The 24,858-nt window shown below is 69.1% G+C and carries 18 protein-coding genes; 13 read left to right on the forward strand and 5 right to left on the reverse strand.

What is annotated here, in order from left to right:
- The 10 genes from Q0C41_RS08065 to Q0C41_RS08110 all read left to right on the forward strand — a co-directional run.
- Window positions 1–1,668, forward strand: a 1,668-nt coding sequence (locus tag Q0C41_RS08065; RefSeq protein WP_291982638.1) for a c-type cytochrome, incomplete at its 5' end; no start/stop codon positions are given.
- A gap of 89 nt (window positions 1,669–1,757) precedes the next feature.
- Window positions 1,758–2,579, forward strand: coding sequence for a hypothetical protein (locus tag Q0C41_RS08070; protein WP_291982640.1), 822 nt, complete (start codon window positions 1,758–1,760; stop codon window positions 2,577–2,579).
- 402 nt (window positions 2,580–2,981) lie between these two features.
- Window positions 2,982–4,895 (forward strand): TonB-dependent siderophore receptor, encoded by a 1,914-nt coding sequence (locus tag Q0C41_RS08075; RefSeq protein WP_291982642.1) that lies wholly within the window; start codon window positions 2,982–2,984, stop codon window positions 4,893–4,895.
- 38 nt (window positions 4,896–4,933) lie between these two features.
- Window positions 4,934–5,467, forward strand: coding sequence for a YfiR family protein (locus Q0C41_RS08080; RefSeq protein ID WP_291982644.1), 534 nt, complete (start codon window positions 4,934–4,936; stop codon window positions 5,465–5,467).
- Between the two features lie 9 nt (window positions 5,468–5,476).
- Window positions 5,477–7,630, forward strand: a complete 2,154-nt coding sequence (locus tag Q0C41_RS08085; RefSeq protein WP_291982647.1) for an EAL domain-containing protein — start codon at window positions 5,477–5,479, stop codon at window positions 7,628–7,630.
- 384 nt (window positions 7,631–8,014) lie between these two features.
- Complete coding sequence (locus Q0C41_RS08090; RefSeq protein WP_291982649.1) at window positions 8,015–10,042, forward strand: ATP-binding protein; 2,028 nt, start codon at window positions 8,015–8,017, stop codon at window positions 10,040–10,042.
- On the forward strand, window positions 10,039–11,175 hold the full coding sequence (locus Q0C41_RS08095; protein ID WP_291982651.1) for an FIST N-terminal domain-containing protein: 1,137 nt from the start codon (window positions 10,039–10,041) through the stop codon (window positions 11,173–11,175). Before Q0C41_RS08090 ends, Q0C41_RS08095 begins: the two co-directional genes overlap by 4 nt.
- A 5-nt stretch (window positions 11,176–11,180) precedes the next feature.
- Window positions 11,181–12,491 carry an ATP-binding protein gene (locus tag Q0C41_RS08100; protein WP_291982653.1) on the forward strand — a complete coding sequence of 437 codons (1,311 nt, stop codon included), beginning with the start codon at window positions 11,181–11,183 and terminating at the stop codon, window positions 12,489–12,491.
- A 2-nt stretch (window positions 12,492–12,493) separates the two neighbouring features.
- Window positions 12,494–12,874, forward strand: coding sequence for a response regulator (locus Q0C41_RS08105; protein WP_291982654.1), 381 nt, complete (start codon window positions 12,494–12,496; stop codon window positions 12,872–12,874).
- Window positions 12,867–15,002, forward strand: a complete 2,136-nt coding sequence (locus Q0C41_RS08110) for an EAL domain-containing protein (RefSeq protein WP_291982656.1) — start codon at window positions 12,867–12,869, stop codon at window positions 15,000–15,002. The genes Q0C41_RS08105 and Q0C41_RS08110 overlap by 8 nt, the downstream gene beginning before the upstream one ends.
- Before the next feature lie 84 nt (window positions 15,003–15,086).
- On the opposite strand, the gene Q0C41_RS08115 is transcribed toward Q0C41_RS08110, so the two are convergent.
- The 4 genes from Q0C41_RS08115 to Q0C41_RS08130 all read right to left on the reverse strand — a co-directional run bounded on the left by Q0C41_RS08115 (window position 15,087) and on the right by Q0C41_RS08130 (window position 22,388).
- Window positions 15,087–16,901, reverse strand: coding sequence for an endo-1,4-beta-xylanase (locus tag Q0C41_RS08115; protein WP_291982659.1), 1,815 nt, complete (start codon window positions 16,899–16,901; stop codon window positions 15,087–15,089).
- Window positions 16,902–17,024: 123 nt separating this feature from the next.
- A complete protein-coding gene (locus tag Q0C41_RS08120) occupies window positions 17,025–18,527 on the reverse strand; it encodes an ankyrin repeat domain-containing protein (protein ID WP_291982661.1) in 1,503 nt (500 codons plus the stop codon).
- 7 nt (window positions 18,528–18,534) lie between these two features.
- Window positions 18,535–19,869: a DUF1552 domain-containing protein gene (locus Q0C41_RS08125; RefSeq protein ID WP_291982663.1), complete on the reverse strand. Its 1,335-nt coding sequence runs from the start codon at window positions 19,867–19,869 to the stop codon at window positions 18,535–18,537.
- Window positions 19,866–22,388: a DUF1592 domain-containing protein gene (locus tag Q0C41_RS08130; protein ID WP_291982665.1), complete on the reverse strand. Its 2,523-nt coding sequence runs from the start codon at window positions 22,386–22,388 to the stop codon at window positions 19,866–19,868. Before Q0C41_RS08130 ends, Q0C41_RS08125 begins: the two co-directional genes overlap by 4 nt.
- Window positions 22,389–22,487: 99 nt before the next feature.
- On the opposite strand from Q0C41_RS08130, the gene Q0C41_RS08135 reads away from it, so the two are divergent.
- The 3 genes from Q0C41_RS08135 to Q0C41_RS08145 all read left to right on the forward strand — a co-directional run bounded on the left by Q0C41_RS08135 (window position 22,488) and on the right by Q0C41_RS08145 (window position 23,874).
- On the forward strand, window positions 22,488–22,868 hold the full coding sequence (locus Q0C41_RS08135) for a hypothetical protein (RefSeq protein WP_291982667.1): 381 nt from the start codon (window positions 22,488–22,490) through the stop codon (window positions 22,866–22,868).
- Between the two features lie 87 nt (window positions 22,869–22,955).
- On the forward strand, window positions 22,956–23,306 hold the full coding sequence (locus tag Q0C41_RS08140; RefSeq protein WP_291982668.1) for a hypothetical protein: 351 nt from the start codon (window positions 22,956–22,958) through the stop codon (window positions 23,304–23,306).
- Between the two features lie 79 nt (window positions 23,307–23,385).
- A complete protein-coding gene (locus Q0C41_RS08145) occupies window positions 23,386–23,874 on the forward strand; it encodes a hypothetical protein (protein WP_291982670.1) in 489 nt (162 codons plus the stop codon).
- A gap of 16 nt (window positions 23,875–23,890) precedes the next feature.
- Here the strand turns inward: Q0C41_RS08145 and Q0C41_RS08150 are convergent, their stop codons facing one another.
- The gene (locus Q0C41_RS08150) at window positions 23,891–24,661 is read right to left on the reverse strand and encodes a hypothetical protein (RefSeq protein ID WP_291982672.1); all 771 of its coding nucleotides are present in this window, start codon (window positions 24,659–24,661) and stop codon (window positions 23,891–23,893) included.
- Between the last annotated feature and the right edge of the window lie 197 nt (window positions 24,662–24,858).

Raw genomic sequence — 24,858 nt, forward strand, 5'->3', positions numbered from 1 at the left:
ACGGCGCAGCGCCTGCTCGTGCACGGCAAACGGCGCGACGCCGCGCCGGCCCTCGCTGCGCTGGCCGCCGCACGGCCGTCGGCCCTGGCGCGTCTGCATGCCCTGTGGACGCTCGAAGGCCTCGATCGCCTCGAGGTGGCGCACGTCCTGCCGGCCCTGGCCGACCCCGACCCCGGCATCCGCGAGAATGCCATCGTCCTGGCGGAGCGATGGGTGTCGCAGCCCGCCGTGACCACCGCGCTGGTCGGCATGACGAGCGACGCCAGCGACCGGGTGCGCTTCCAGTTGCTGGCCACCCTCGGTGCGCTCGACACGCCAGCGGCCCAGGCCGCGCAGGAGCGCCTGCTGCTGGCGGGGCTGGAGGACGAATGGATGCAGGTCGCCGCCCTGAGCGCGTCGTCCGATCGTGCCGTCGCCTACTTCGATCGCGCCATCGCCGTCGGGTCGCCATTCGCATCGAGCGAGACGCCCGGTCGCGCGAAGTTCTTCGACCGCCTGGGCGGCATCCTCGCGGCCCGGCAGAAGAGCGAGGAGTTGTCGCGGGCCATCACCGCCGTCACCGATCCGGGCGCGCCCGCCGGCGACTGGTGGCGTGCCTCGCTGCTGGAGGGCGTGGCACGCGGCCTCAGTGGATCCGGTGATCGCCGCAAGCTCGCCGGCAGTCAGCCCACGCTGCTGACGCTCGCCACCGGCGACCAGTCCCGCCTGCGCCGCGCCGCGGTGACGCTGCTGGGCGTCAGCGGTATCGAACCCGGCCCGGCCACGACGGCGGTGCTGGCGAAGACGACGCAGGTGGCGCGCGACGGGAGCGCGTCCGTCGACGCGCGGGTCGATGCCATCACCCTGCTCGCGCTCGCCAACGCGTCGGAACATCAGCCGGTGTTCGAGGCGGTGATCGTGCCGAGCGAGCCCGAGGCCGTGCAGATCGCCGGCGTCACCGCCCTTGGCCGCATCCCCGGCGCCGGCACGCCGACCTTCCTGCTCGCGCGATGGCCGACGCTGCCGTCGAGCGTCCGTACCGCCGCCGCGACCGTCGTCCTGTCGCGCCGCGAAGGGTCGGTGGCCATGCTCGATGCCCTGCAGCAGGGATCGGTCAAGGTGTGGATGCTGAACTTCGGCCACACGCGGAGCCTGATCATGCATCGCGACGAGCAGATCCGTGCGCGTGCCCGCACCGTCCTCGAGGTGGCGCCAGAGCAGCGGGCGGCGCGCATGTCGCGCTATGCGGCGGCCCTCGGCGGCCGCGGTGATGCGGGGCGTGGCGCGACCGTCTTCACGACCAACTGCGCGATGTGTCACCAGGTGGACGGCAGGGCCGGCGTCGAGATCGGCCCCGACCTCTCCACCGTGCGGCATCAGCCGATGCCCGTGCTGCTGGCAAACATCCTCGAGCCGAACCGCTCCATCGCGCAGCACTACGAGACGTACGCAGTGGAGCGCCGGGGCGGCGACGCGCTCGTCGGCGTCATCGGCGAGCAGTCGCCCACGAGCATCACGTTCCGCCAGGGGCCCGGCGTGACCACGACGGTCAGGCGCAGCGAGATCACGTCGATGACGGTCGTGCCGCAGTCGATCATGCCGGAGTCGTTCTCCGAGCAGATCACGCCGGATGACATGGCGCACCTGCTGGCGTTTCTCACCTCGTCGCCAAGGACGGCATCCCGATGAATGCAGCGCATGCAGGCCGTGCCACGCCGGCGTCGTGGGTAGGGACGGCTCTCCGAGCCGTCCGTCACCTCGACCGCACCGTCCCTGCCTTGCTCATGCTCACGGTGAGTGGACTCGCCTTCGCGCAGGCGCCGCTGCCAGACGCCAGGACCGCGACGCCGCAGGCCATCGCCGCGGCGCTGCTCGAGGAGGCGCACGCACAGCCGGCCCGGGAGGTCCTGGCTCGCGAGGCGGCGCCGCGCGCCACCGAGGTCGTGCGGGCCCTGGTCGCCGGGCTCCCCGAGCACGACGAGGCCGAGGAGTACCGACGCATCCCGTGGATCTGGCGGGTGGCGGTCGCCGCCGGGCGCGCGAAGGACGAGGCGGCGCTGAAGGCGCTGACCGACTTCTCGATGCCCGCCGACGGCCAGCGCCTGCGCGACTGGCAGTCCGTGGTGCTCGGCGGCGGCGTGGTGATGGGGGTGTCGCAGGCCGGCGCGTGGCCGCGCGACGTGATGGCCCCCTGGCTGCTCGAAGACGCGACGCGGGCCGCGCGCTGGGCCCGCTCGCTCGAACTCGCCGAGCGGATGGCCGACGACCCGGCGATCCGCAACGGCACCCGCTACGACGCGCTGCGGATGCTGGCGGTGCTGCCGTGGGATCGCGCCGGCGCGCGACTGACCCGCTATCTCTCGAAGGACGTCGACCCCGAGTTGCAGATGGGCGCCATCGGTGGCCTGTCGGATGTGCAGGATGACCGCGCCGCGGATGCGCTGCTCGGCCACATGGGGCAATACACCGAACGCAACCGCGGCCTCGCCATCAACGCGCTGCTCAAGACCGATGCCGGCCGCGCGAAGCTGAAGGCCGCCCTCGCCACAGGCGTCGTGCTGGATGCCTGGCTCACGCCGGAGCAGCGCCAGAAGCTGTAGGGTGTCCCGCGCGACGCCGGGGTCGGCTCGGCCCCGCTCGCCTGATCCTGACGGCGTTCATCGCGGTGCGAGCGCGCTGCGCATCATCCCGCCTGCGCGGCGCTGCGACGTTCCTCGACGTGATGGCCTGCGCTCGAGCTTTCAAGCCCGACCACGACTGCGCCGATTGTGAGACCCGGGGAGCGGGTCGCCGTGTGGCTGCCCGGCGTCCCGGGGGACCCTATGCGCACCACGTCTCTATTCGTGTGCTCCAGTGCGGCAATCCAGCAACAGGCCCGCGTTGTCCTGGCTGCGGGGTGCCTCGCCGTCGTCTGTCCCGTGGCGGCGCTGGCTCAACCCACGGCGCCGGGACCCGCTCCGTCCGGGGTCGGCCCCGCCGCGCCTGCCACGCCAGTGCTCGAGATGTCGCTCGAAGACATCATGGGCCTCGAGGCGCAATCGGTCTTCGGTGCGTCGAAGTTTCTCCAGAAAGTCTCCGAGGCGCCTGCCGCGGTCTCCATCGTGACGGCTGACGACATCGCCCGCTATGGATGGAGGACGCTTGCCGACGTGTTGCGCAGCGTCCGGGGCTTCTACGTCACCGATGACCGGAGCTGGGCCTATGCCGGCGCCCGCGGATTCCTTCGACCGGGCGACTACACCACCCGCATCCTCCTCACACTGAACGGCCACCGTGTGAACGACAACCTGTACGACCAGGCGTCCGTTCAGGAGGACTTCCCGATCGATCTCCTCGACGTCGACCGCATAGAGATCATCCGCGGGCCGGCGTCGTCGCTGTACGGGAGCAACGCATTCTTTGCCGTCATCAACGTGATGACCAAGGCCGCCTCGGAGCGAGAATCGATCGCTGCCTCGCTGGATGTGGGCACGATCGGCATGCGAACGGGTCGGGTGAGTGCCGGCCGTCGACTGCAGAACGGCCTCGCCCTCGGCCTCTCGGCGACGTTCCAGCAGTTGGACGGCGTTCAGGACCTCTACTTCCCGGAGTATGACGACGCGGCGACGAACTTCGGCGTGGCATCCGGAAACGACTTCACGGCGCGCAGGAACGTCTTCGCGAACCTCACCTACGGCAGCCTCGCCGTGCAGTCCGGTTTCAACAGGCGAACGAGGGGGATGCCCACCGGCGCCTATGGGGCGACGTTCAACGATGCCCGTGCGCGCGTCCACGACACGCAGTTGTTCGTCGACGCCAACTACGAGCGCCCCGTGGGCAACGGCTGGACCGGCCTGTTCCGTGGCGGGTATCACTACTACGCCTACCTCGGTGAGTACCCGTTTCAGGATGGTGACGTCGATCCGAGGGCGCCCTCTGCCATGTACCTGGACGAAGGCGTCGGCGACTATGTGATGGGCGAAATGCAGTTCTCGCGGCGCATTGGTCGTCGCCACCGGGTGACCGGCGGTGTCGAGCACCGCGCCAACCTCCGCCAGAATCAGGTGGCGTACTACGAGGCGGCCGCCCCGGAATTCGAGTTGAACACACGCTCGTCGACGACGGCGCTGTATGCCCAGGACGAGTTCCGACTGCATCGCACGCTGTTGTTGAACCTGGGCCTGAGGTACGACCAGTACAGCACCTTCCCGAACCCGCTGAAGCCCCGGTTCGCCGCCATCTACCAGGCCAACGATCGGACGACCCTCAAGTTCCTCTTCGGCCAGGCCTTCCGGGCGCCGAACACGTACGAGCTCCACTACGAGGCCGACCTCTACAAAGCCGGCGTAGACCTGCGGCCCGAAGAAGTCCAAACGACCGAGGCTGTGGTCGAACAGTACCTCGGCAAGCGGATCCGTCTGTCTGGATCGGTGTTCGTCTACGACGTCAAGGAACTGCTGGACCTCCGTGTCGACCCCGCCGACGGGCTCTTCTGGTACCAGAACAGCAATGCGGCCAGGGCGACTGGCGTCGAAGCCGAGGTGGAAGGCAAGTGGCCTCGTGGTGTCCAGGGCCGGCTCAGCTACGCCTTCACCCGAGCCCGCGACGCCAGTCCGGCTGGGCAGACGCTGACGAACTCCCCCGCCCACGTGACGCAGGCGCTCTTCTCGGCCCCCCTCGGCGCCGGGGCTGTCGTTGGCATCGAGACGCGAGCGCTGAGCTCGCGCCTCCTCCGGTCGGGCGGTGTGGTGGACGGCCACGTCATCGCCAACGCGACGGTGTCGGGGCCGCTGTCCAAGCTGCGCGCGCGCTGGTCTCTCACTGTCGAGAATCTCGCCGGCCACAGGTACGCGGACCCGGTGGGTGCGGATCTCCTGCAGGAGGCCATCGTGCAGAACGGGCGGACGGCCAGGCTGCGGATCCTCTGGAGTCGGTAACAGCGGATGACGGTCTCCTGGTCGGTGTGATGCGAACAATGGCTCTCGCTCTCGCCCTCGTGGTGTCGACGTCGTCCACCGTCGCGATTCCGGCGGCGGCAGCCACGCAGGACGCGCGCGAGTACGCCGTCAAGGCGGCGTTCCTGTATGGCGTGATGAAGTTCGTCGAATGGCCGGCGGCAGGCCTGCCCTCGGGCATCGCCCCGTTGACCGTGGCCGTCCTTGGAACCGACGCCGGAGCCAAGGTCAAGGCCACGCTCGAAGGACAGGTCATCGGTGGGCGACCGATTCGCGTGCGTGTCTACACGCATCCGAAGGATCTCGAGGCCTGTCACGTGCTGCTGATTGCCGAGGAAGCCGCCAACGGTGCGCACGTCGCGCTGGCCTCGGTCCGCGGCCGGCCCGTGCTCACGGTCACGGAGGCGTTGACAGCGGGCGCGGTACTCAACCTCGACGTGCAGGACACCAGAATCGCCTTCGATGCTGACCTCGACGCCGCACGCGGCCAGGGGCTGCGACTGGCATCCAATCTCCTCCGCCTTGCCAGGAAGGTGCGGGGATCCGCTTACTAGCGACATACCATGAACGCAAAGACGCACTTACTGATCGTTGACGACGAGGAAGCCAACCGGGACATGTTGGCGCGGCGCCTGGAGCGGCACGGTTACGGCGTCGACGTCGCCGCATCGGCCCTCGAGGCGATGGCGGCGCTGGCCGCTCGAGCGTTCGACGTCGTGCTGCTCGACGTCCAGATGCCGGGCATGAGCGGCATCGAGATGCTCCGGGAGGTCCGGTCCCGTTTCACTCAGGCCCAACTCCCCGTCATCATGGTGACCGCGAGACACGAGAGCGTCGACGTCGTGGAGGCCCTCGACCTCGGGGCCAACGACTACATCACCAAGCCAGTCGATCTCCCGGTGGCCCTTGCGCGCATCAGAACCCAGGTCAGCCGCAGGCAGGCCGAGCGCGCGCTGGCCGACAGCGAAGAGCGGTACGCCCTCGCGGTCCGTGGCAGCCGCGACGGCCTCTGGGACTGGCGAATCGACGTCGACCGGTTCTTCTTCTCCGCCCGATGGAACGAGATTCTCGGCTACCCCCCCGAGGAGGCCACCGGGCAGATCGACCGCTGGCTCGACCGCGTGCATCCAGACGACCGCGAGCGTGTCCGCGCCGAGATCGACGACCAGCTGGCGGGACGATCGTCGAACTTCGAGAGCGAACATCGCGTGCGGCACCGCGCTGGTCAATACCGCTGGGTCCTGGTCCGCGGCGCCGTCGTACGCGATGCCACGGACTGCCCGGTTCGCATGGCGGGCTCGGTGACCGACATCACCGAGGGCAAGGTGGCCGATGCGCTGACCGGTCTGCCGAACCGCGTGCTCTTCATGGACCGCCTTGGCCGGCTCATCGACTACCGGCGACGACTCGGAGGGATGGATTTCGCGCTGCTCTTCCTCGATCTGGACCACTTCAAGAACATCAACGACACGCTCGGCCATCAGGCCGGGGATCAGTTGCTGATCCACGTGGCTCGACGCCTGGAGCAGGGCCTGAGAACCGTCGATTCGGTCGCGCGAATCGCCGGCGCCGAGCGATCAGCGAGTCCAGTCGGCGACTACACGTTCGCACGCATGGGAGGCGATGAGTTCGCGGTGCTGCTGAGCGGCGTGCGTGGCGTGGCCGACGCCGTCAGCGTGGCCGAGCGCATTGCGACGTTGCTGGCCGATCCAATCGAACTCGAGGGTCAGCAGGTGTTCACGTCGACCAGCATCGGCATCGCGCTCAGCACGACCAGCTCGGGCCCCGCGGCCGACATGTTGCGCGACGCGGATACGGCCCTCTATCAGGCCAAAGCGGCCGGCCAGGCGCGATATGCGGTCTTCGATCACGCCATGCGACAGCAGGTCGTCGAACGTGTCCAGTTCGAGACCGAGCTTCGGCAGGCCATGGATCGCCGCGAATTCGTCGTGCACTACCAGCCCATCGTGTCGCTGTCGGAGCACACGGTCACGAGCATCGAGGCGCTCGTCCGCTGGCGACACCCGGCCCGCGGATTGATCGGCGCGCGTGAATTCGTGCCCATCGCCGAGGACACGGGCCTCATCGTGCCGCTGGGCTACTGGGTCTTCGACGAGGTCTGCCGCCAGGTGGCGGCCTGGAGCCTGGTGCTGCCGTCGCTGCCCAGGCTCGCCGTTGCCGTCAACGTCTCGGCGCGCCAACTCGCGCAGGCGGACCTGCCCGACCGATTGGCCGCCATCGCGGCGCGCCACGGCGTGCCGACCCGCATGCTGGAGATCGAGATGACCGAGAGCGCCATGATCGCCAACCTGGATCAGGTGCAGGCCGTCGTCCTCCGTCTCAAGGCCGTCGGGTTCCGTCTGAGCATCGACGACTTCGGTACGGGCTACTCGTCGTTCACCTACCTGCAGCGCCTCCCTGTCGACCGTCTCAAGATCGATCGATCGCTGCTGGCCAGCGAACAGGAGTCGTCGCCGACGGCGCTCGGCATCCTCGGCACGGTGGTGGGCCTGGCCCGGCACCTGAATCTCGAAGTGGTCGCCGAAGGTGTCGAGACGCCGGAGCAGCTCGAACGCCTGCAACGGATTGCGTGCGGGTTCGGGCAGGGCTACGTGTTTCTCGAGCCGGTCGCCCCGGACCCGATGAGCCGACTCCTGCTGTCAGGCGGGACGTCGCCGAGTCCGGCGCCCTACGCGGAGGCAGACCTGCCGGCCTGACGCCGATAGGCGCCCCATCGGGCCCCGCGACCCGGTGGGTCGGAGAGGCGCTCAAGCCCTCTCCGGGAAGGCCGATTGCCTTCTCCAAGGGAATGGACGAGCTAGGGCTGAGGATCACGACGATGACGCGAGACACGACGGCTGCCGGGCAACGACTTCGAGGCCCCGCGACGTGCACGCTGATCGGCCTCGCACTCGCGCTCGGATGCTCCGTCACGATCCACGCGCAGACGTGCCCGGTCCATAGCCCGGTCGGGGCGAAGGTGGTCACCGTGGACGACCACATCGCCACAGGCCACCCCTGCGGATTCGCACCCCCACGGGAGGGGCCGAGTCCTGCACTGGGCGCTCGGGGCAGCGCCTCTCAGGGAAAGAAGCGGTAGCATGCGCAGCTTTCTGCCCACCTCCGTCCAGGCCAAGCTCACGGCGGTCACGATGGCGACCTGCGTCGCCGCGCTGCTGCTCGCCGGGGCGGGGATCATCGCCTATGAACTGATCAACGCGCGCTCGATGCTGGCACTCCAGTTGGCCAGCCGCGCGGATCTCATGGGAACGAGCACGACGGGGGCCGTGCAGTTTCGGGACGCCGCCGCAGGCCGTGAGTCGCTCCGGGCGTTCCGCAGCGATGTGGAGGTCGAAGCCGCGCGCATCGACCTGGTCGACGGGACGCCGTTCGCCACCTACGAAGCGCGGCCAAGCCGCATCCCGTTGCATCTTCCTCCGGTCGGCGTCGACAACCTCGGGAACACCATGATCGTGAGCCGGGAGATCAGGCTCGACGACAAGCGGATCGGGTCGATCCGTGTGCAGGGCAGCCTCGCACGTGCCCACGAGCAGGTCCGTCGCTACATCTGGATCCTCGTTGCGGTGTTGGCGACGTCCTGCATGGTGGCCTATTTCCTCTCGGTCGTGCTCCAGCGAGTCATCTCCGGCCCGATCGTGCGGCTTGCGGCTGTCGCGGGCCAGGTGTCGGTCGACCGGGACTACACGATCCGGGCGGTCAAGGAATCCGAGGATGAACTGGGCCAGCTCGTCGACCAGTTCAACGACATGCTGGCGCAGATCCAGCGACGCGACGAGGCGTTGAGCGAGGCGCGGTCTGGGCTCGAGGCGCGGGTGCAGGATCGCACGAAGACCCTCGAGCTCGAAGTGCTCGAGCACCAGCGAACCGAGAACCAGTTGATCCTGGCCAAGGCGGCAGCCGAAGAGGCGAGCGTCGCCAAGAGCGCCTTCCTGGCCAACATGAGCCATGAACTGCGCACACCGCTGAACGCGATCATCGGGTACAGCGAGATGTTGCGAGAGGACGCGGAGGATCAGATCGGCACCGCGTCGGTCGAGGACCTGACCAAGATCACGACGGCCGGCCGCCATCTGCTGGCGCTCATCACCGGCGTCCTCGATCTCTCGAAAATCGAAGCCGGGCGGATGGAACTGCACATCGAGTCGTTCGATGCCGCCGCGGTCGTGCGGGACGTCGTCGCCACCAGTCACACGCTGGCCTCCACCCGGGACAATCGACTCGGCACGTCCGGTCTCGACGCCCTCGGATCGATGTGCTGCGACCTGACCAAGCTCCGCCAGATCCTGATGAACCTGATCAGCAATGCCTGCAAGTTCACGAGCGGCGGCGACGTGCACGTGGCCTGCCAGCGGGTGCCCTGCGACAACGGTGACGTGATCACCTTCGCCATCAGCGACTCGGGCATCGGCATGAGCCCGGAACAGGTCAGCCGACTCTTCCGCGACTTCGTGCAGGCCGACGCGACCACCACGCGCCGCTACGGCGGCACGGGACTCGGCCTGGCCATCAGTCAGCGTTTGTGCCAGTTGATGGGCGGGGTCATCACCGTCGAGTCCGCGATCGGCGTCGGCTCCACCTTCACCGTGACTCTACCGGCCGAGGCGCCACCATCGCCTGGCCGCTCGGCGCCAACCGCCGTCCGCCCCGTCGAGGCGTCGATGCCCCTTGCCGCGTCCGCGAGGCCGGCGGGCGGGCCTGACGCGGAGCGCTCGACACGGGGGCATCACACGGTGCTCATCGTCGACGACGATCCCACGAGTCGCGACCTGGCGACGCGGGCCCTCGAACGAGACGGCTTCCACGTGGTGGAGGCGACGTCGGCATCCGAAGGACTGGCCCTGGCACACACGCTCCAGCCCGATGCGGTGATCGCCGACGTGCTCATGCCCGGCATGTCCGGGTGGGCACTGCTCGACACGATGAAGAAAGATGCAGCGCTGTGCCACATCCCTGTCGTCATCCTCTCGATCGTCGATGACCGAGGACAGAGCCTGACGATCGGCGCGGTCGAACATCTCCTCAAGCCGGTGGTGCCCGAGCGCCTCGTCGCCGCCGTTCATGCCGCCTTCGCCGTGAGTCCTGCGCCGATCGGGGGCGGTCACGGATGAAGACGCAACAACGGCACTGGACCCTGGAACATGGCTGGCGGCCGGCCGACGCCGGACCGGTCGCCTTGTGCGCGCAACTGGTGCTGGTCTTCGGGGCCCCCGACCGCCTGCGTGACCCCAGGCGGCTCGCGGAGCTGGCCGCCGCCTACCCCGAGGCGCATGTCGTGGGGTGTTCGACCGCCGGCGAGATCCTCGGCACTGCGGTCCTGGACGACTCACTCGTGGCTACGGCGATCGAGTTCGACTCGACGGCCATCCGCGTCGCCGACACGCCCATCGATGGCGATGGCGACAGCTGCGATGCCGGTCGGCGTCTGGCTCTGGCGCTCCCGCACGAAGACCTGGCCCACGTCCTCGTGCTGTCGGACGGCATCAGCGTCAATGGCAGTCAGTTGGTCGAGGGGCTGACCTCGCGTCTTCCGACCGGCGTCACCGCCACCGGGGGGCTGGCCGGAGATGGGGCCAGGTTCGTGGAGACCCTGGTGCTGCACGACCGCCAGCCGCGGACTCGTGTCGCCGTCGCTGTCGGCTTCTACGGATCGCACGTTCGCGTCGGATATGCCTCGCTCGGCGGCTGGGATCCGTTCGGGCCGGAGCGTCTCATCACCAAGGCGGTCGGCAACGTCCTGTTCGAGCTGGACGGTCAGTCCGCACTGGGGCTCTACAAGCGCTATCTCGGCGATTACGCGGCCAACCTCCCGGCCTCCGGGTTGCACTTCCCGCTGCGCGTGCGTGTTGCCGACGACCGCCCGCCGACGGTCCGAACCATCCTGGGCATCGATGAGGCCGGCCAGTCGATGACGTTCGCCGGCGACATGCCGGTCGGCGCCCGCGCCCAGCTCATGCGAGCCAACATCGACCGGCTGATTGACGGCGCGATGGGCGCGGCGCGGGCCAGTCATCGGGTCGGGGCGCCCACGCCGGCCCTGGCCTTGTTGATCAGCTGCGTCGGCCGAAAGCTCGTGCTCAAGCAGCGCATCGAGGAAGAGGTCGAGGCTGTGCGCGAGGTGCTCGGCCCGGGAGCCACTCTGGCGGGCTTCTATTCGTACGGCGAGATCTCGCCGTTCACCCAGAGCGCCCACTGCGAGCTGCACAACCAGACGATGACGATCACCACGTTCTCGGAGCTGTGACCGACATGGCCATGCACACGCTCCTCGCGCGCCAGATCAAGCGGCACCTCAATGCCGTGGATCTCGCCGCCGAGCCCTGGCAATCGTTCCTGGCGGCCATCGACGACGCCTACCGCGGATTCGACGAGGATCGCGAGATGAGCGAGCGGTCGATGCAGCTGAGCTCGGTGGAACTCATCGACGCGAGCAGCGAACTGCGGGCGATCCTCCAGGCGTTTCCCGATGTGATGCTCCACGTCGACGACACCGGGCTCGTCGTCGCATCGCGAGGACGAGGACATCGACGACGCTGGACCGACGGGCAGGTGCTGGGTCGACGCCTGCCTGAACTCGTCCCCGTCGGGTTCGCGACCGCCCTCACCGACGCGTTGCGCGCAACGATCACCAGGGGGGTGGCCGAGACGCTCGAACTCGTCGAAGAGGACGACGGACGGGAAGTGATCGACGAGATTCGCCTGGCGCCCCTGGGACCGACCGGCGCGATCGTGCTGGTGCGCGACGTCACCGAGCAGCGACGGGCCGTCGACCTCCGGCTGGCCAAGGAGGCAGCCGAGGCGACGAGTGTCGCGAAGGGCGTCTTCCTGGCCAACATGAGCCATGAGTTGCGGACGCCCCTCAACGCCATCGTTGGCTACGCCGAGATGCTGGGTGAGGACGCGACGACCATGGGATCCCAGACGCTCGTCGATGACCTCGGCCGCATCGTCACCGCCGGTCGCCACTTGATGAAGATCGTGAACGACGTGCTCGACATCACGAAGATCGAAGCTGGTCGGCTCAGCGTCGACCTGCAGCTGGTGAACGTCGACGCCCTGGTCAGCGACGTCATGGCCGCGGTCCGGCCGATGGGCGCGGCCAACCAGAATCAGATGGTGGCGACGGTCATGCCGGAGCTCCCCCTGGTCTACACCGACGCCACCAAGCTCAAGCAGGTGCTGATCAACCTGGTGGGCAACGCGTGCAAGTTCACGCACGCCGGCTCGGTCGAGTTCGACGTTCGACTCGTCGGCTCCGCCGGCTGTTCAGAGATCGCGTTCGTCGTGCGTGACACGGGTATCGGCATCGCCCCTGATCAGATCCCGTCGCTCTTTCAGGATTTCCGACAGGTCGACAGCTCGAACACACGGCGGTACGGCGGAACCGGACTCGGCCTGTCGATCAGTCGGCGCCTGTGCAACCTGCTCGGAGGGGACATCACCGTCGTGAGCCAGATCGGCAAAGGGTCGGTCTTCACCGCCTGGCTGCCGGTCGGCCTCGAGACGGCGGAGCCGATCCCCTGGCCAGCCGAGTCAGCCGTCCTCGAGGAGTCCCTCTAGCCATGCCAACCATCCTCCTCGTCGAAGACAACGAGATCAACGCCGACATGCTGTCGCGCCGGCTGACACGCCGCGGATTCCGCGTCGTCGTGGCCACCGACGGTCTGCAGGCCGTGGCTGGCGCCCAACAGCACCACCCGGATCTCATCCTGATGGACATGAGCCTTCCGGAGATCGATGGATGGGAGGCGACGCGGCGCATCAAGGGCCATCCGGCGACGGCGGAGATCCCCGTCATCGCGCTGACGGCTCATGCCATGACCTCCGACCGCGAGCGATCGATGGCGGCCGGCTGTGACGAGTTCGAGACCAAACCTGTCGACCTCGAGCGTCTCCTGGAGAAGATCGTTGCCTTTGTCGTTCCCTGCACCACCCATGACTGACACTCCCGTTCCCCTGCTCGTGGTCGACGACGATCCGATCAACCGGGACATGCTGTCCCGGCGGCTCGTGCGCAGCGGGTTCGCGGTCGAGACGGCGGCGAGCGGGCGCGAGGCGCTGGCGTTCGTGGACACCCGCCCCACCGAACTGGTGTTGCTCGACGTCCAGATGCCCGGGATGAGCGGGCTCGACGTCCTGCAGGCGATCCGGCGGACACGGTTGTCATCGGTCCTGCCCGTGCTGATGGTGACGGCCAAGGACCAGAGCGAAGACATCGTCGCCGCGCTGGAACTCGGCGCCGACGACTACATCACCAAGCCAATCGACTTCCCGGTCGCGCTCGCGCGTATTCGCACCCAACTGGCCCGCAAGCGGGCCGAGGAGCGCCTGCGGGAAAGCGAGGAGCGCTACGCCCTGGCGGCCCGCGGGGCGAACGACGGGTTGTGGGACTGGAATCTCACGTCGGGCGAGATGTACTTCTCCCCGCGGTGGAAGACGATCGTCGGATGTGAGGAGCACGAGGTCGGCTCTCAGCCACGGGAGTGGTTCGATCGCGTGCACCCGGACGACCAGTCACGCGTGCAGGACGAACTCGGCGCGCATCTGGCCGGCCGGACGTCGCATCTCGAGACCGAACATCGTATCCGGCACCAGTCAGGCGCCTTTCGGTGGGTGCTCACCCGCGGAATCGCCGTTCGCGATGCCAACGGCGTCGCCGTCCGGATGGCCGGATCGCAGGCCGACCTCACCGACGGCAAGGTCGTCGACCCGCTGACGAGTCTGCCCAATGGCCTGTTGCTCAACGACCGCCTCGATCGCGCGCTCCACAGTCGGCTGGAGGACGGCCACGGCTGTGCGGTGCTCTTCCTCGACCTCGACGAGTTCAAGACGATCAACGACAGTCTCGGGGAGCGCTGCGGCGACGACCTGCTGCGCGCCGTGGCGGGCCGCCTGGCGGCGGCGTTGCGATCGACCGACTCGATCGCGCATGCCGAGACGGAGTGGACCAGTCCGCCGGCATCGATCGAGCACACGCTGGCGCGGCTGGGCGGCGACGAGTTCATCATCCTGCTCGACGACGTACGGAGCGCGATCGACGCGAGCCGTGTCGCCGAGCGCATCCAGCGCAGCCTCGTCAGCCCGTTCGTGGTGTCGGGGCGTGACATCTTCACGAGCGCCAGCATCGGTATCGCCTTGAGTCAGGCCGACCAGACCCGGCCGCAGGACCTCCTGCGCGACGCCCACACCGCCATGGTGAGGGCCAAGTCCGGGGGCAAAGGGCAATCGGAGATGTTCGACCCGACGATGCGGGCGCAAGTCCTGCACCGTCTGGAGCAGGACACGGAGCTGCGCCTGGCGCTCGCGCGGGGTGAGTTCCTGCCGTACTTCCAGCCTATCGTCGATCTCGGCACCGGCCGATTGTGCGGATTCGAAGCGCTCCTCCGCTGGTGCCATCCCCGACGCGGCATCGTGTCGCCCGCCGAATTCGTTCCCGTCATCGAGGACAACGGCCTCGTGGTGCCGATCGGGCAGCAGTTCTTCGACCGCGTGTGCCGGCATCTGCGCGAGTGGCAGCAGACAGACACCAGGGCGGAGCCGCTGACGATCAACGTCAACTTCGCGAGCCGGCAGTTCGTCGATGAGGAACTGGCGATGCAACTGGTCAGGAGTCTCGAACGGACCCATCTCTCGCCGACGCAGATCGTCATCGAAATCACGGAGCGCACCGCGCTGCAGGACGAGGAACGCACGCATCGCGTCCTCGAGCAACTCCGGGACGCCGGCTTTCGCATCGTCCTGGACGACTTCGGCACGGGCTACTCGTCGCTGTCGTGTCTGTATCAGTTGCCCATCAGCGGCTTCAAGCTGGACTGCGCGCTGGTCCAGGCCGGCCAACGGCATCCGGCGCTGCTGAAGACGGTCGTGAAGCTGGCCGAGAGCCTCGAACTGTCGGTCACGGCGGAAGGTATCGAAACCGAGGCACAGTGTCAGCATCTGCGGGCGCTCGGCTGCAACATGGGCCAGGGCTATCTCTTCGCGCGGCCGGTCGACGCCACTCAGGCAGCCGAGATGATTGCCCGGGACGAGGTGTGGCTGCCAGTCGCAGTGATGGGCCCCGAGTGCTGCTGAAGGGGCCCACTGATGGCCCGGCGAGCCCTCCGGACCGTCTGTAGCGGTCGACCTTCAGGTCGACCGGCCTTTCCATCCCCTGCCTCAGCCCCCAGGCAACGTCACCGTCACTTCACCTGAGGCGCCACGCTCGAGCCTGAACGTGGCCTCGACCGCTCGACTGCCGCGCCGCACGACGAGGCGGTAGTCGCCGTAGAAGCCGCGGGCGGTGAAGCGGCCATGGCGATCGGTGAGGCCGGATCCGCGCGTCTGCCACTGGTCGAACACGAGGTCGCGGTACGCCGTGCCATTGGGTTTCTCGCTCCAGTCCCGCCGGTACATGGCGCCGCGCGGCAGCCAGTGCGCACCTTCCCAGAAACCCCACATCTGGAAGCCGGCGACGGCCGGGTGGCTGAACACGGCCGTGAGGAAGTCGCGGGTGTAGTCGGCCTGCAGCCGCTCATCGTCCGAGTTCAGGTCGAACTCGGTGATGCGAATGGTGAGGCCATGCGCGGCAAAGCTGTCGAGCACCTCGAGGACGCGCGGAATCGACGTCGGGCTGGCGCCCATATGGCTCTGCATGCCGAAGCCCGAGATCGGGGCGCCCTCGGCGACCAGCCAGCCGAGAATCTCGTGAACGTACGCCTGGTGTGCCAGGTCCGCGCCGTGGCTGCTGAGGATGCCGTAGTCGTTCAGGTAGCGTGGCGCCGCGGGCACGTTGGCCTGCGCGCGCACGAACCAGTCGATCATCGCCCCCCAGCCGGAGAGGTCCATCAGGTCGTGATTGTCGTAGGGTTCGTTGACCACGTCCCACTCGTCGACGTACGGGGCGGTGGCCCGCGTGATCTCGTCGATGTGCTGCAGCACGAGGGTCGGAATCATCACGGCGGCCTGCGGCGTGTTCCGATGGCGCTTGATGCTCTCGGGCAGGTTGTCCCAGCCAGGCCACACGAGCACGTGTCCGCGGACGCTGAAGCCCCGGGCTTTCAGCCACGCCAACGCCGCCAGCGTCTGGGGCCTGTTGAACCCCGCGCCCCAGTCGCCCTGCCAGGGGGGCCACTTCAGATCGTTCTCGAGCGTGGCGGCATTGAACAGGCGCTCGGCGTGGGCGCGATAGACGTCGTGCGACTCGCCGGCGCCAGTCAGCCGCGACGCGACGAGCGCGGAGCCGAAGGGGAAGGCGTGCCGGGTCATCCGGATCTCGACATCCGCATCGCCGACGGCGTTGCCGCGGTCATCGACCACACGCACCGTGAGTGGCGCCTTGCGCATCTGGTCGATGCGGGCGTTCGCGGCGGCGCGCCACGGTGCGTCCGGCTCGCGGCCGATGTAGGTGAACGCCGTGCGTGGCAGGTCCTCGAGGGCCAGCCCCGTGTATTCGAGGATCTCGAGGCCGCCGATCTCCACGGTCTGCGGCAGCCGCCCGAGGCCGAACGCGATCATCGCGCCGGAGGCGCCGTATCCGGTCGTCCAGCGCCACGGCAGCACGAACTCCTGCCAGGTCGATCCGACAGCCAGGTCGACCTGCATGGCCTTGTCCCAGTTGGGGGAGGCCTTCTGCGCATACACGGTGAAGGCGGCCTGCGAACTCCGCGCGGCGTCCACGTTGCGCGCCCAGAAGCGCAGCAGGCCGAGCGACCCGGCCGCGACAGGCCGCGTGATGGTGGCCCGCAGTTCGACGTCCCAGGCGCGCCCCGGTTGGTCGACGCTGACGCGAATGGCCTCGGAGAAGCCGGGCCCAGGCACCCCGACGACACCGGACGACGCACGCGACGTGCTGGTGCGGAACGTGCGGAGCGGATCGCTGACCAGCGGGATGCCGCCCGGCGGCACCTCCGCCCGGGCCACCGTGGTCAGCGACAACAACGCGACCGCCACCACACGGAGCAGGCCGGCGCGCCCGCCAGGTCGGAATGCCATCACCTCGAGCATACGCTGCCGGCCTCGCGGGCGGGGGACGTTCCCGGTGCCCGATGCCCGGTGCCCGGCGCCCGATTCCCGGTCGCCGGTTGCCGGTTGCCGGTTGCCGACTCCCGACTCTGTTCAGTAAATCTGCTGCGTCTTGGCGACGATGACGGCGGGCGGCGAGACGCCGGCGGCGATCATCACCTGGCGGATGGCGGCCTCGGTTTCGGGGGAGGGCTTGAAGTTGCCGAACCGGTACCCCGCGGCAATGGCCAGGGGCGTCCAGTCGAACTTGTCCGGCCGGTTCCACACGTCGATCCGGGCGCCCTTGCCGACGAGGAAATGGACGGCCCCGGGAAGGTTCTTGTACGCCGCGCCGTGCATCGCCGTCTCGCCGTTCTTGTCCACCGCGTTGATGTCGGCGCCGAGGTCGAGCGCCACCTGCATGGCCTCGAGGACCTCGGCTTCCGTGCCGGCATCCTCGCCGGGCGATCGCGTAGCCAGGCCGGCGGCCACCATCAGCGGCGTGCTGTCGTCCACGTTGGTCAGGTGCGGGTCGGCACCCAGGCTGGCCAGCAACTTCATCAGCGCGGCGTCAGCGGTGAGCGCGGCCAGGAAGAACGGCGTCGCCCCGCGCTCGTTGACGCGCGTGTTGTTCAGGTTCACCCGGCGGGTCATGCGCGCGTTGACGTTGGCGCCGCGCTCCACGAGGGCCTTCACGAGGTCGAGGCTGGTCAGCGTGCCGGATCCTTCGGGGGCAGGGTCGTTGTCGCCGACGCCTGGCTTGCGAACCACGCTGATGGCATGCAGCGCCGTGTATCCCGTGCCGTCCGCATTCGGGTTGGCGCCGGCGTCCAGCAGCGCAGCCGCCAGCTCGAAGTGCGCGTTCCTGACGGCCATCAGCAGCGGCGTGGTGCCCGCGGGCGGGACGCCGCCACCGTACCCACGCCGGCGCGGTCCAGGACCGTCGGCTGGAATCGCCTCGTTGACGTCGGCCCCGGCCTTCAGCAGCACGCGCGCGACGTCGAGGCGTCCCTCTCGCACCGCGAACAGCAGCGGCGTGAATCCGGACGGCACGTGTGCCGTGACGTCTGCGCCCGCGTCCACGAGCGCCGTCACCACCGCCGCATGGCCTTCGGCGGCGGCCCACATGAGCGCCGTCTGACCGCGCCGGTCGTCCCGGGCGCCCACCAGCGCTCCGCGCGACAACAGCAGCGTGACCGTGGAAAGCGACCCGGTTCGCGCCGCCGTCATCAAGGCCGTCTCACCGCCGGGCAGGCTCGCGTTGACGTCCGCGCCGGCCTTCAGCAGGACCTCGACGATCGCAGCGTTGCCGTTGGTGCAGGCCAGCGAGAGCGGCGTCACGCCATAGCGATTGGCGGCGGTGACGTTGGCGCCGGCTCGCACCAACTCGACGGTGACGCGCTGGTCATCGTGATACGTGGCCCAGTGCAGCGCCGTCATGCCATCGACCTGCGGCGTGTTGACGTCCACACGCCGCGTCATCAGCGCGCGGACCTGCGGCCACGCCGCGCGTTCCGCGGCATCGGCCAGCGGCGCATCGACTGCGGCCACGGCCGGGCCTGCCAACGCCAGCAGCCACACTGCCGTCGAGAGTCCGAGGCGCCTGATGCGGGTCATGACGTCCTCACAGCGAGAGCAGTTCGTCGATCCGCCCGCGGCTGTCGGCAAACGCATCGAGGCGCACCCCGGCGCGCTCGAGCAGCGTGAGATGCAGGTTGGCCAGCGGCGTCGGCTCGGCATACCGGAGGTGGCGCGCGCCCTTCACGGGCCCCGCCCCTCCCCCAGCGACCAGGATTGGCAGGTCGACGTGATTGTGGATGTTGGGGTCGCCCATGCCGCTGCCGTAGAGGTACAGCGATTGATCGAGCAGCGTGCCGTCGCCCTCGGGCGTGGCCTGCAGCTTCTCGAGGAAGTACGCGAACAGCGACACGTGGAAGGCGTTGATCTTCGCCATCCGCGCCACCTTGTCCGGGTCGTTGCCGTGGTGCGTGAGCGGGTGGTGTGGATCGGAGACACCGATTTCGTTGTACGAGCGGTTGCTCGTCTCGCGCGCCAGCTGGAACGTGATGACGCGCGTGACATCGCCCTGCATGGCCAGCACCTGCAGGTCGAACATCAGGCGCGCGTGGTCGGCATAGGAGGCTGGCACGCCTGCGGGGCGATCCAGGTCGGGCAGCGGCGCGTCCTTCGTCTGGGCCTCGGCCTTCTGGATGCGACGCTCCACCTCGCGGACGGTGTCGAGATACTGATCGAGTCGCGCGCGATCCTCCGGCCCGAGCGACGTCTGGAGGCGCGTGATGTCGTCGCGCACGGCGTCGAGCAGACTCGCCCGCCGCCGCAGCGCGGCCTGGCGGTCAGCGGAGCTGCCACCTTCACCGAACAGGCGCTCGAACACGAGGCGAGGATGCGCCTCGGCCGGCAGCGGCGTCGTCGGCGACGACCACGACAGGTTGTTCTGATACACGCAGGCGTAGCCGTTGTCGCACTGCCCCACCGTCTGGAGCAGGTCCATCGACATCTCCAGCGACGGCAGCAGCGTGTTGCGGCCCATCTGCGCGGCGGCCACCTGGTCGATCGTCGTGCCGAGGTAGTAGTCCGTGCTCTCGGTCCACCTGGCCTTCGCCGCGCTCAGGAAGGCGGCGTTGGAGGTTGCGTGCGTCCCCGGATAGGCGTTCTTCAACTCGAGGTTCGACAGGATCGTGAGCTGGTCGGCGACCGGCGCGAGCGACCGGAGCGTCGGCGACAACTCGGTGATGCGCCCCTCGGCCGAGGGCGTCCACCGCGGGAGATCGCAGCCCATCGGCATGTACACGAAGCCGAGCCGGCGCACAGGGCGCGCGGGCGTCCTGGCCAGTGCGGTCATGGCCGGCACCATGGCGTCGAGCAGCGGCAGCGACACACCTGCGCCGATGCCGCGCAGGAACATGCGGCGCGGGATGGCCTTCCTCGTGATGATCATCGTGACATCCTCATCTGGAACGGCTGGCTCCTGACCACTCCCAGCACGATGGACGACATGGGGTAGTCGGTCGCCCGCGCGTCACGGACGATGGCGCGCACCGCGGGGGCATCGAAGGGCTCGATGCCTCGTCCCGACGCATATGTCAGGAGCTTCTCGGTGAAGGTCGCGACGAACAGCTCCGGCCGACGAAGCAACGCGGCTTCGAGCCCGCCGACGTCGTCGAACCGGCTGCCGTCTGGCAGGCCGCCGGCCGCATCGATGGCCACGCCGTCCTCCAGCCGACGACGACGGCCAACGGCGTCGAACTTCTCGAGCGACAGGCCCACGGGGTCGATCGTGTCGTGGCAGCGCGCGCACGCCTTGTTGCGCCGATGCTCGGCGAGGCGCGCCCGCACCGAGAGGCTGCCATCCACGGTGTTGTCCTCGAGCGTCGGCACGTCGGGTGGTGGCGGCGCCGGGGGGATGCCAAGGATGTTGTCGAGCACCCACTTGCCGCGCAGCACGGGCGAGGTTCTCGTCGCATACGACGTCACCGTCAGCACGCTGCCCTGGCGCAGCAGTCCGCCGCGCCAGCTGTCGCCTGCCAGCGGCACACGACGGAAGCGCGAGCCATAGACGTGGGGAATGCCGTAGTGTTTCGCCAGCCGCTCGTCGAGAAACGTGTAATCGGCGCGTAACAGGTCGAGTGCGCTGCGATCCTCGCGCAGCACGCTCTCGACGAAGCGCTCGGTCTCCTGGCGGAACGACTGACGCAGGTTGTCGTCGAAGTCCGGGAACAGCCGCATGTCCGGCGTGATCGCCTCGAGATTGCGCAGGTGCAGCCACTGCGCGGCGAAGTTGGTGACCAGCGCGCGCGAGCGATCGTCGGCCAGCATGCGCCGCACCTGCCGTTCCAGCACGGCCGGCTCGCGGAGCCGGCCCGCGATCGCCGCGTCGAGCAGGGCATCGTCTGGAATGCTGCTCCAGAGGAAGAACGACAGACGGGAGGCCAGCGCGAGATCACTGACGCGATAGGGCGTGCCAGCGGGCATGCCTGGTGGATCGGTTTCCACACGAAACAGGAACTCGGGGCTCACGAGCACACCGGCCAACGCCATCTCGATGCCGGCCTCGAAGTCGCCGTCCGCTCGCGCGGTGCGATAGAGGCGCAGCGGTCCGCGCAGGTCGGCGTCAGTCACGGGACGCCGGTACGCCCGGCGCGCCAGTGCGGACACGATGCGCGTGGCGGCGGCGTCTTCCTGCGCCGGGGTAGCCGGGCGCGAGACGAGGATCCGGCGCCGGCTGGGCGCCTCCCCCGCCGACGATGCGCCATGGGGCCCGACGATCGACACCGAGTAGATGGCGGGCTGCACCCGCGGGTGCCGGTAGGAGTTGAAGTGGGCCTGGTAGGGCTGCCGCGGGGTTTCGATCAGGTCCGACGGCTTCTTCACGAAGGTCACGCCGAGTTGGTGCGGTCCGGCGCGGACAGGCACTCGAATCGTCAGGTGCGCATCGGCCTCGCGTGCTGGCTCGCCGGGTCCGGCTGGGCGAAGCGGCGCCACCTCGAACAGATGCACGCGTTGTCGATCCACCAGCACCTCGAGTTGGTGCGGCTCGGTGAGGCCCTCGATCTTCTCGTCGCGGTCGCGGCGCAGCCGGACCCGCACGTCGTATTCGCCGTCCTGCGGAAATGTGTACGGCACGATCGTGCCCCCGCGGGTGCCGATGGGCAGGCCCTCGACGTGCTCCTCCTGCGTCAGGTCCGGCGCCACCCTGAACGTGTCGCCGCCGGGTACGCGACTGGGCCGGCCGAGCGCGAGCCGGCTGATCTTCTCCGCGGCCGACATGTACCGCTCCAGCAACGTCGGCGAGAGCTCGCCGACCGTGACGTTGTCGAAGCCGTAGCTCGACTCGTCAGGCGGGAGCAGCGTGGCGACGTCGACGTCGAGCGCGAGCAGGTCGCGAATGGCGTTGCGGTACTCGGTGCGCGTCAGCCTGCGGATCGACGCCGTGCGCCCTGGATTGGGCCGCGCGGCCGCGGCGCGATCGAGCGACGTCTCGAGGGCGGTAATCACCGCGTCGTAGGTGGCCTCGTCCGGACGCGGCTCGTCGATCGGCGGCATCTGTCGCGTGCGGAGCCTCCTGACGACCTTCTCCCATTCGACGACATGCGCGGCGACGTCACCGGTCGCGATCGCCTCGAGCGACAGGTCCGCCTTCTTCGAGTCGTCGTCGTGGCAGTCGAGGCAGTACTGCTGCACGAACGCGTGGTGCCCCGCCACGCGCACCGCGCCGCCTGCAGCCACGAGCGGCGCCTGTGCAGTCAGCCGGAGGCCACCGGTCGCCACGAGGCCCGCGAGTGCGGCCATCGTCGCGACCCTGCGCACGTCGAGCAGGGGCATGGCGCGAATGATACACCCGGGCTGGCGCGGGGCGTCGGTCGTCAAGGTGTGGCAGTTCCATGGCGCGGAGGCCGGATCCACGCGCGGATCTTGCAACTTCGTGGCGCCACGATGACAAGACATCCGCCGTGTCATGGCGGTGGAACGGTGCGCCGGCGGGTGGCGTCCTCTCCCTCAGAACGCCACCGCTGCGCCGGCGTTTTCTCCCAAGGGCGCGGCAGGAGTCCCATACCGATGCGTACCTTCATCCTCTCGCTCGCCAGCCTCGTCGCCCTCGCCACCACGGCCGCCGCCCAGCCCCTGCCCACCGAGCTCTGGGCCGGTGGCGTCATCGTCAAGGTCGACACGGCGGCCCGGACCGTCGCCGTCCGTCAGGGCGCCAGCGATCAGATCTACACGCTCGCGCCGGAGGCCGAGGTGAAGGACGGCAAGAAGACGCTGGCCGCGACCGACCTCGCCAGCGCGCTCGGCCAGCAGGTGAAGGTGAAGTACACCGCCGATGGCGCCACGCGGACGGCCAGCAAGGTCACGCTGCACGGCGTGCCGACGTCCGGTGCGGCCGCCGCCGTCTCCGCCGCCGTCAGGGCCGCAACGCCCGCCACGACCCCGGAGTAGTTCGACGGTCGAGCTATGATGCCGCTGGAGCGGTTGGACCGCTCCGGCGGCCGGCTCGGCGAGCCAGCCCTCCCAACGGGAGGCCCCATGCAGGAACGACGACGCCTGACACGACGGACCCTCATCTACTACCTGCGCGTGTTCGACCTGGACACGGGCGAGGACCTGGGCCACCTGGTGGACCTCACCACGGAGGGCATCCTCGTGATGAGCACGCGCCCCCTCGACGTCGGGCGCGCGTTCCGTCTGGGCATGGAACTGCCGCTGTCGGGGTCCGCGCCCGGCAAGGAGCGCATCGAGTTCGCCGCCGAGAGCCTGCGGAGCGCTCGCGACGTCAATCACGACTTCGTGGACACGGCCTTCAGGGTCACCGCACTCGACCTCGGCCACCGGAGTCGCATCGAGACGCTCATCGACCACTACGGCTTCCGCGACTGACCGACCAGTCCCCCCGAGCGCTGGCCCCCGTGGCACGATTCGGATAGGCGGGCGCCCGGGTGCTGCGAGAGACGTGCCCGTGCGCGCCCAGGCCACACCTCGCCCGCAACCCTATCGCGGTGACTACGTCCGGCTGCAGATCCCCGATCTGCTCTCGTTCGACGAGTTGGTCACCCTCAGTCGACCGGAGCCGCTGCCGGCCGCCCTGCAGGCCAGGCTCACGCGCCTGACGACCACGCCGTTCATCAGCAACGAAGCGTGGTATCGCGGCGCGCGGCCGCACCGACCGGTGGACCGGCGTCTCGGGCCGTCGATGCGAGTCGCGTTCTGGAACATCGAGCGCGGCATGCGCCTCGACGACATCAAGCTGCTGTGGACCGATCGCGAGGCCTTGAAGGCCCAGATGCTGTTCGCCTTCGGCTACACGCAGGGCCTGGCGCACGCGCATCGCGAGACGCCGCCCTATACGGTGCGCACCGTCACGGCCTTCGCCAGCCGCCTCGTGGGCGCCTGCCAGGCCCGACCGTCCTCGTTGTGGATCGAGACGGTCCGCCGCGTGGACCGCTGAGGTCCGCGCGCCGCGCTCAGAAGGCCGCGCGACTCGGGGCCTCGGCTGGCGTCGACTGCAGTCGACGCGGCAGCACGCCGGCCAGGTCGGCGTCGATGGCGGCGCTGATGTCGGCCTCGAAGTCCAGCACGTCGCGCGCCGTGCGGTCGTAGGTCTGCGCCCAGAGGTGGGCGTCGGTGGCCGCATCGATCAGCTGCACGGTCACGCGCACGCGATCGCCGTGGCGCACCAGCGAGCCCTCCACCACGACATCCACGCCCAGTTCGGCGGCAATCACGGGCAGCGGGCGTGTGGACTCGCGATACTGCCGCGCCGAGGTCCGCGAGATGACGGACACGCGCCCACTGCGGGCCAGGGCCGCGGTCACCGCCTCAGTCACGCCGTCGGCCAGGCGGGTGGACGTGTCGGCCGGCGAGTAGTCGGCAAACGGCAGCACGACCAGTGTGGGCCCGAAATGCCGCGCCGGGTCACTGGCGGCGGCCAGACCGGCCGTGGCCCGCGCCACCGCCGCCGTGCGGTCGAGCGGCGGTGTCGGCGCGGTGGCCTGGGCCGCAGCCACCGCCGATTTCGCCGTGTGACTGACGACCGTGTAGCCGAGCATGACGGTGGCGGCCGCGCCCACCAGTTGGGCGACCACCCGCCCCGCGAATCCAATCCACGCGGACCGCACCTTGTTCTTCTTCTTTCCCGTGCCCGCGGGAGGCGGCGCCTCGGCAGCCGGGACCGTGTCGGCCGCCGGGGCGCTGGAGGGATGACTGAGGAATGAGGGCGGAAGATGGTCCGTCATGGCGGGTACTGGAGGCTTAGACGAGCCAGTCGTGGCAATTCCGTGACGCACTCGCGGCAATTTCACGGCAGGTCCAGACCGTCGTCGCGCCCCCGTCGCACGCCGGGGCGACAGTGGCGCGCAGGTGTGCCGCGCCCCATCGTCGTTCGCGTGCGTGCTGGTCAAGCCCGGCCGCTCGTGGCATAACGACACCTCGT

Origin of the sequence: Luteitalea sp. (assembly GCF_022842525.1) — a bacterium.
Taxonomy (GTDB): domain Bacteria; phylum Acidobacteriota; class Vicinamibacteria; order Vicinamibacterales; family Vicinamibacteraceae; genus Luteitalea.

Bases quoted from the DNA above. Each gene is read 5' to 3' on its own strand.
- Q0C41_RS08115 (WP_291982659.1), bottom strand. From the start codon at position 16,901: ATGGCATTCCGACCTGGCGGGCGCGCCGGCCTGCTCCGTGTGGTGGCG.
- Q0C41_RS08150 (WP_291982672.1), bottom strand. From the start codon at position 24,661: ATGACGGACCATCTTCCGCCCTCATTCCTCAGTCATCCCTCCAGCGCC.
- Q0C41_RS08135 (WP_291982667.1), top strand. From the start codon at position 22,488: ATGCGTACCTTCATCCTCTCGCTCGCCAGCCTCGTCGCCCTCGCCACC.
- Q0C41_RS08125 (WP_291982663.1), bottom strand. From the start codon at position 19,869: ATGATCATCACGAGGAAGGCCATCCCGCGCCGCATGTTCCTGCGCGGC.
- Q0C41_RS08075 (WP_291982642.1), top strand. From the start codon at position 2,982: ATGTCGCTCGAAGACATCATGGGCCTCGAGGCGCAATCGGTCTTCGGT.
- Q0C41_RS08100 (WP_291982653.1), top strand. From the start codon at position 11,181: ATGGCCATGCACACGCTCCTCGCGCGCCAGATCAAGCGGCACCTCAAT.
- Q0C41_RS08120 (WP_291982661.1), bottom strand. From the start codon at position 18,527: ATGACCCGCATCAGGCGCCTCGGACTCTCGACGGCAGTGTGGCTGCTG.
- Q0C41_RS08105 (WP_291982654.1), top strand. From the start codon at position 12,494: ATGCCAACCATCCTCCTCGTCGAAGACAACGAGATCAACGCCGACATG.
- Q0C41_RS08080 (WP_291982644.1), top strand. From the start codon at position 4,934: ATGGCTCTCGCTCTCGCCCTCGTGGTGTCGACGTCGTCCACCGTCGCG.
- Q0C41_RS08110 (WP_291982656.1), top strand. From the start codon at position 12,867: ATGACTGACACTCCCGTTCCCCTGCTCGTGGTCGACGACGATCCGATC.
- Q0C41_RS08085 (WP_291982647.1), top strand. From the start codon at position 5,477: ATGAACGCAAAGACGCACTTACTGATCGTTGACGACGAGGAAGCCAAC.
- Q0C41_RS08140 (WP_291982668.1), top strand. From the start codon at position 22,956: ATGCAGGAACGACGACGCCTGACACGACGGACCCTCATCTACTACCTG.
- Q0C41_RS08095 (WP_291982651.1), top strand. From the start codon at position 10,039: ATGAAGACGCAACAACGGCACTGGACCCTGGAACATGGCTGGCGGCCG.
- Q0C41_RS08090 (WP_291982649.1), top strand. From the start codon at position 8,015: ATGCGCAGCTTTCTGCCCACCTCCGTCCAGGCCAAGCTCACGGCGGTC.
- Q0C41_RS08130 (WP_291982665.1), bottom strand. From the start codon at position 22,388: ATGACACGGCGGATGTCTTGTCATCGTGGCGCCACGAAGTTGCAAGAT.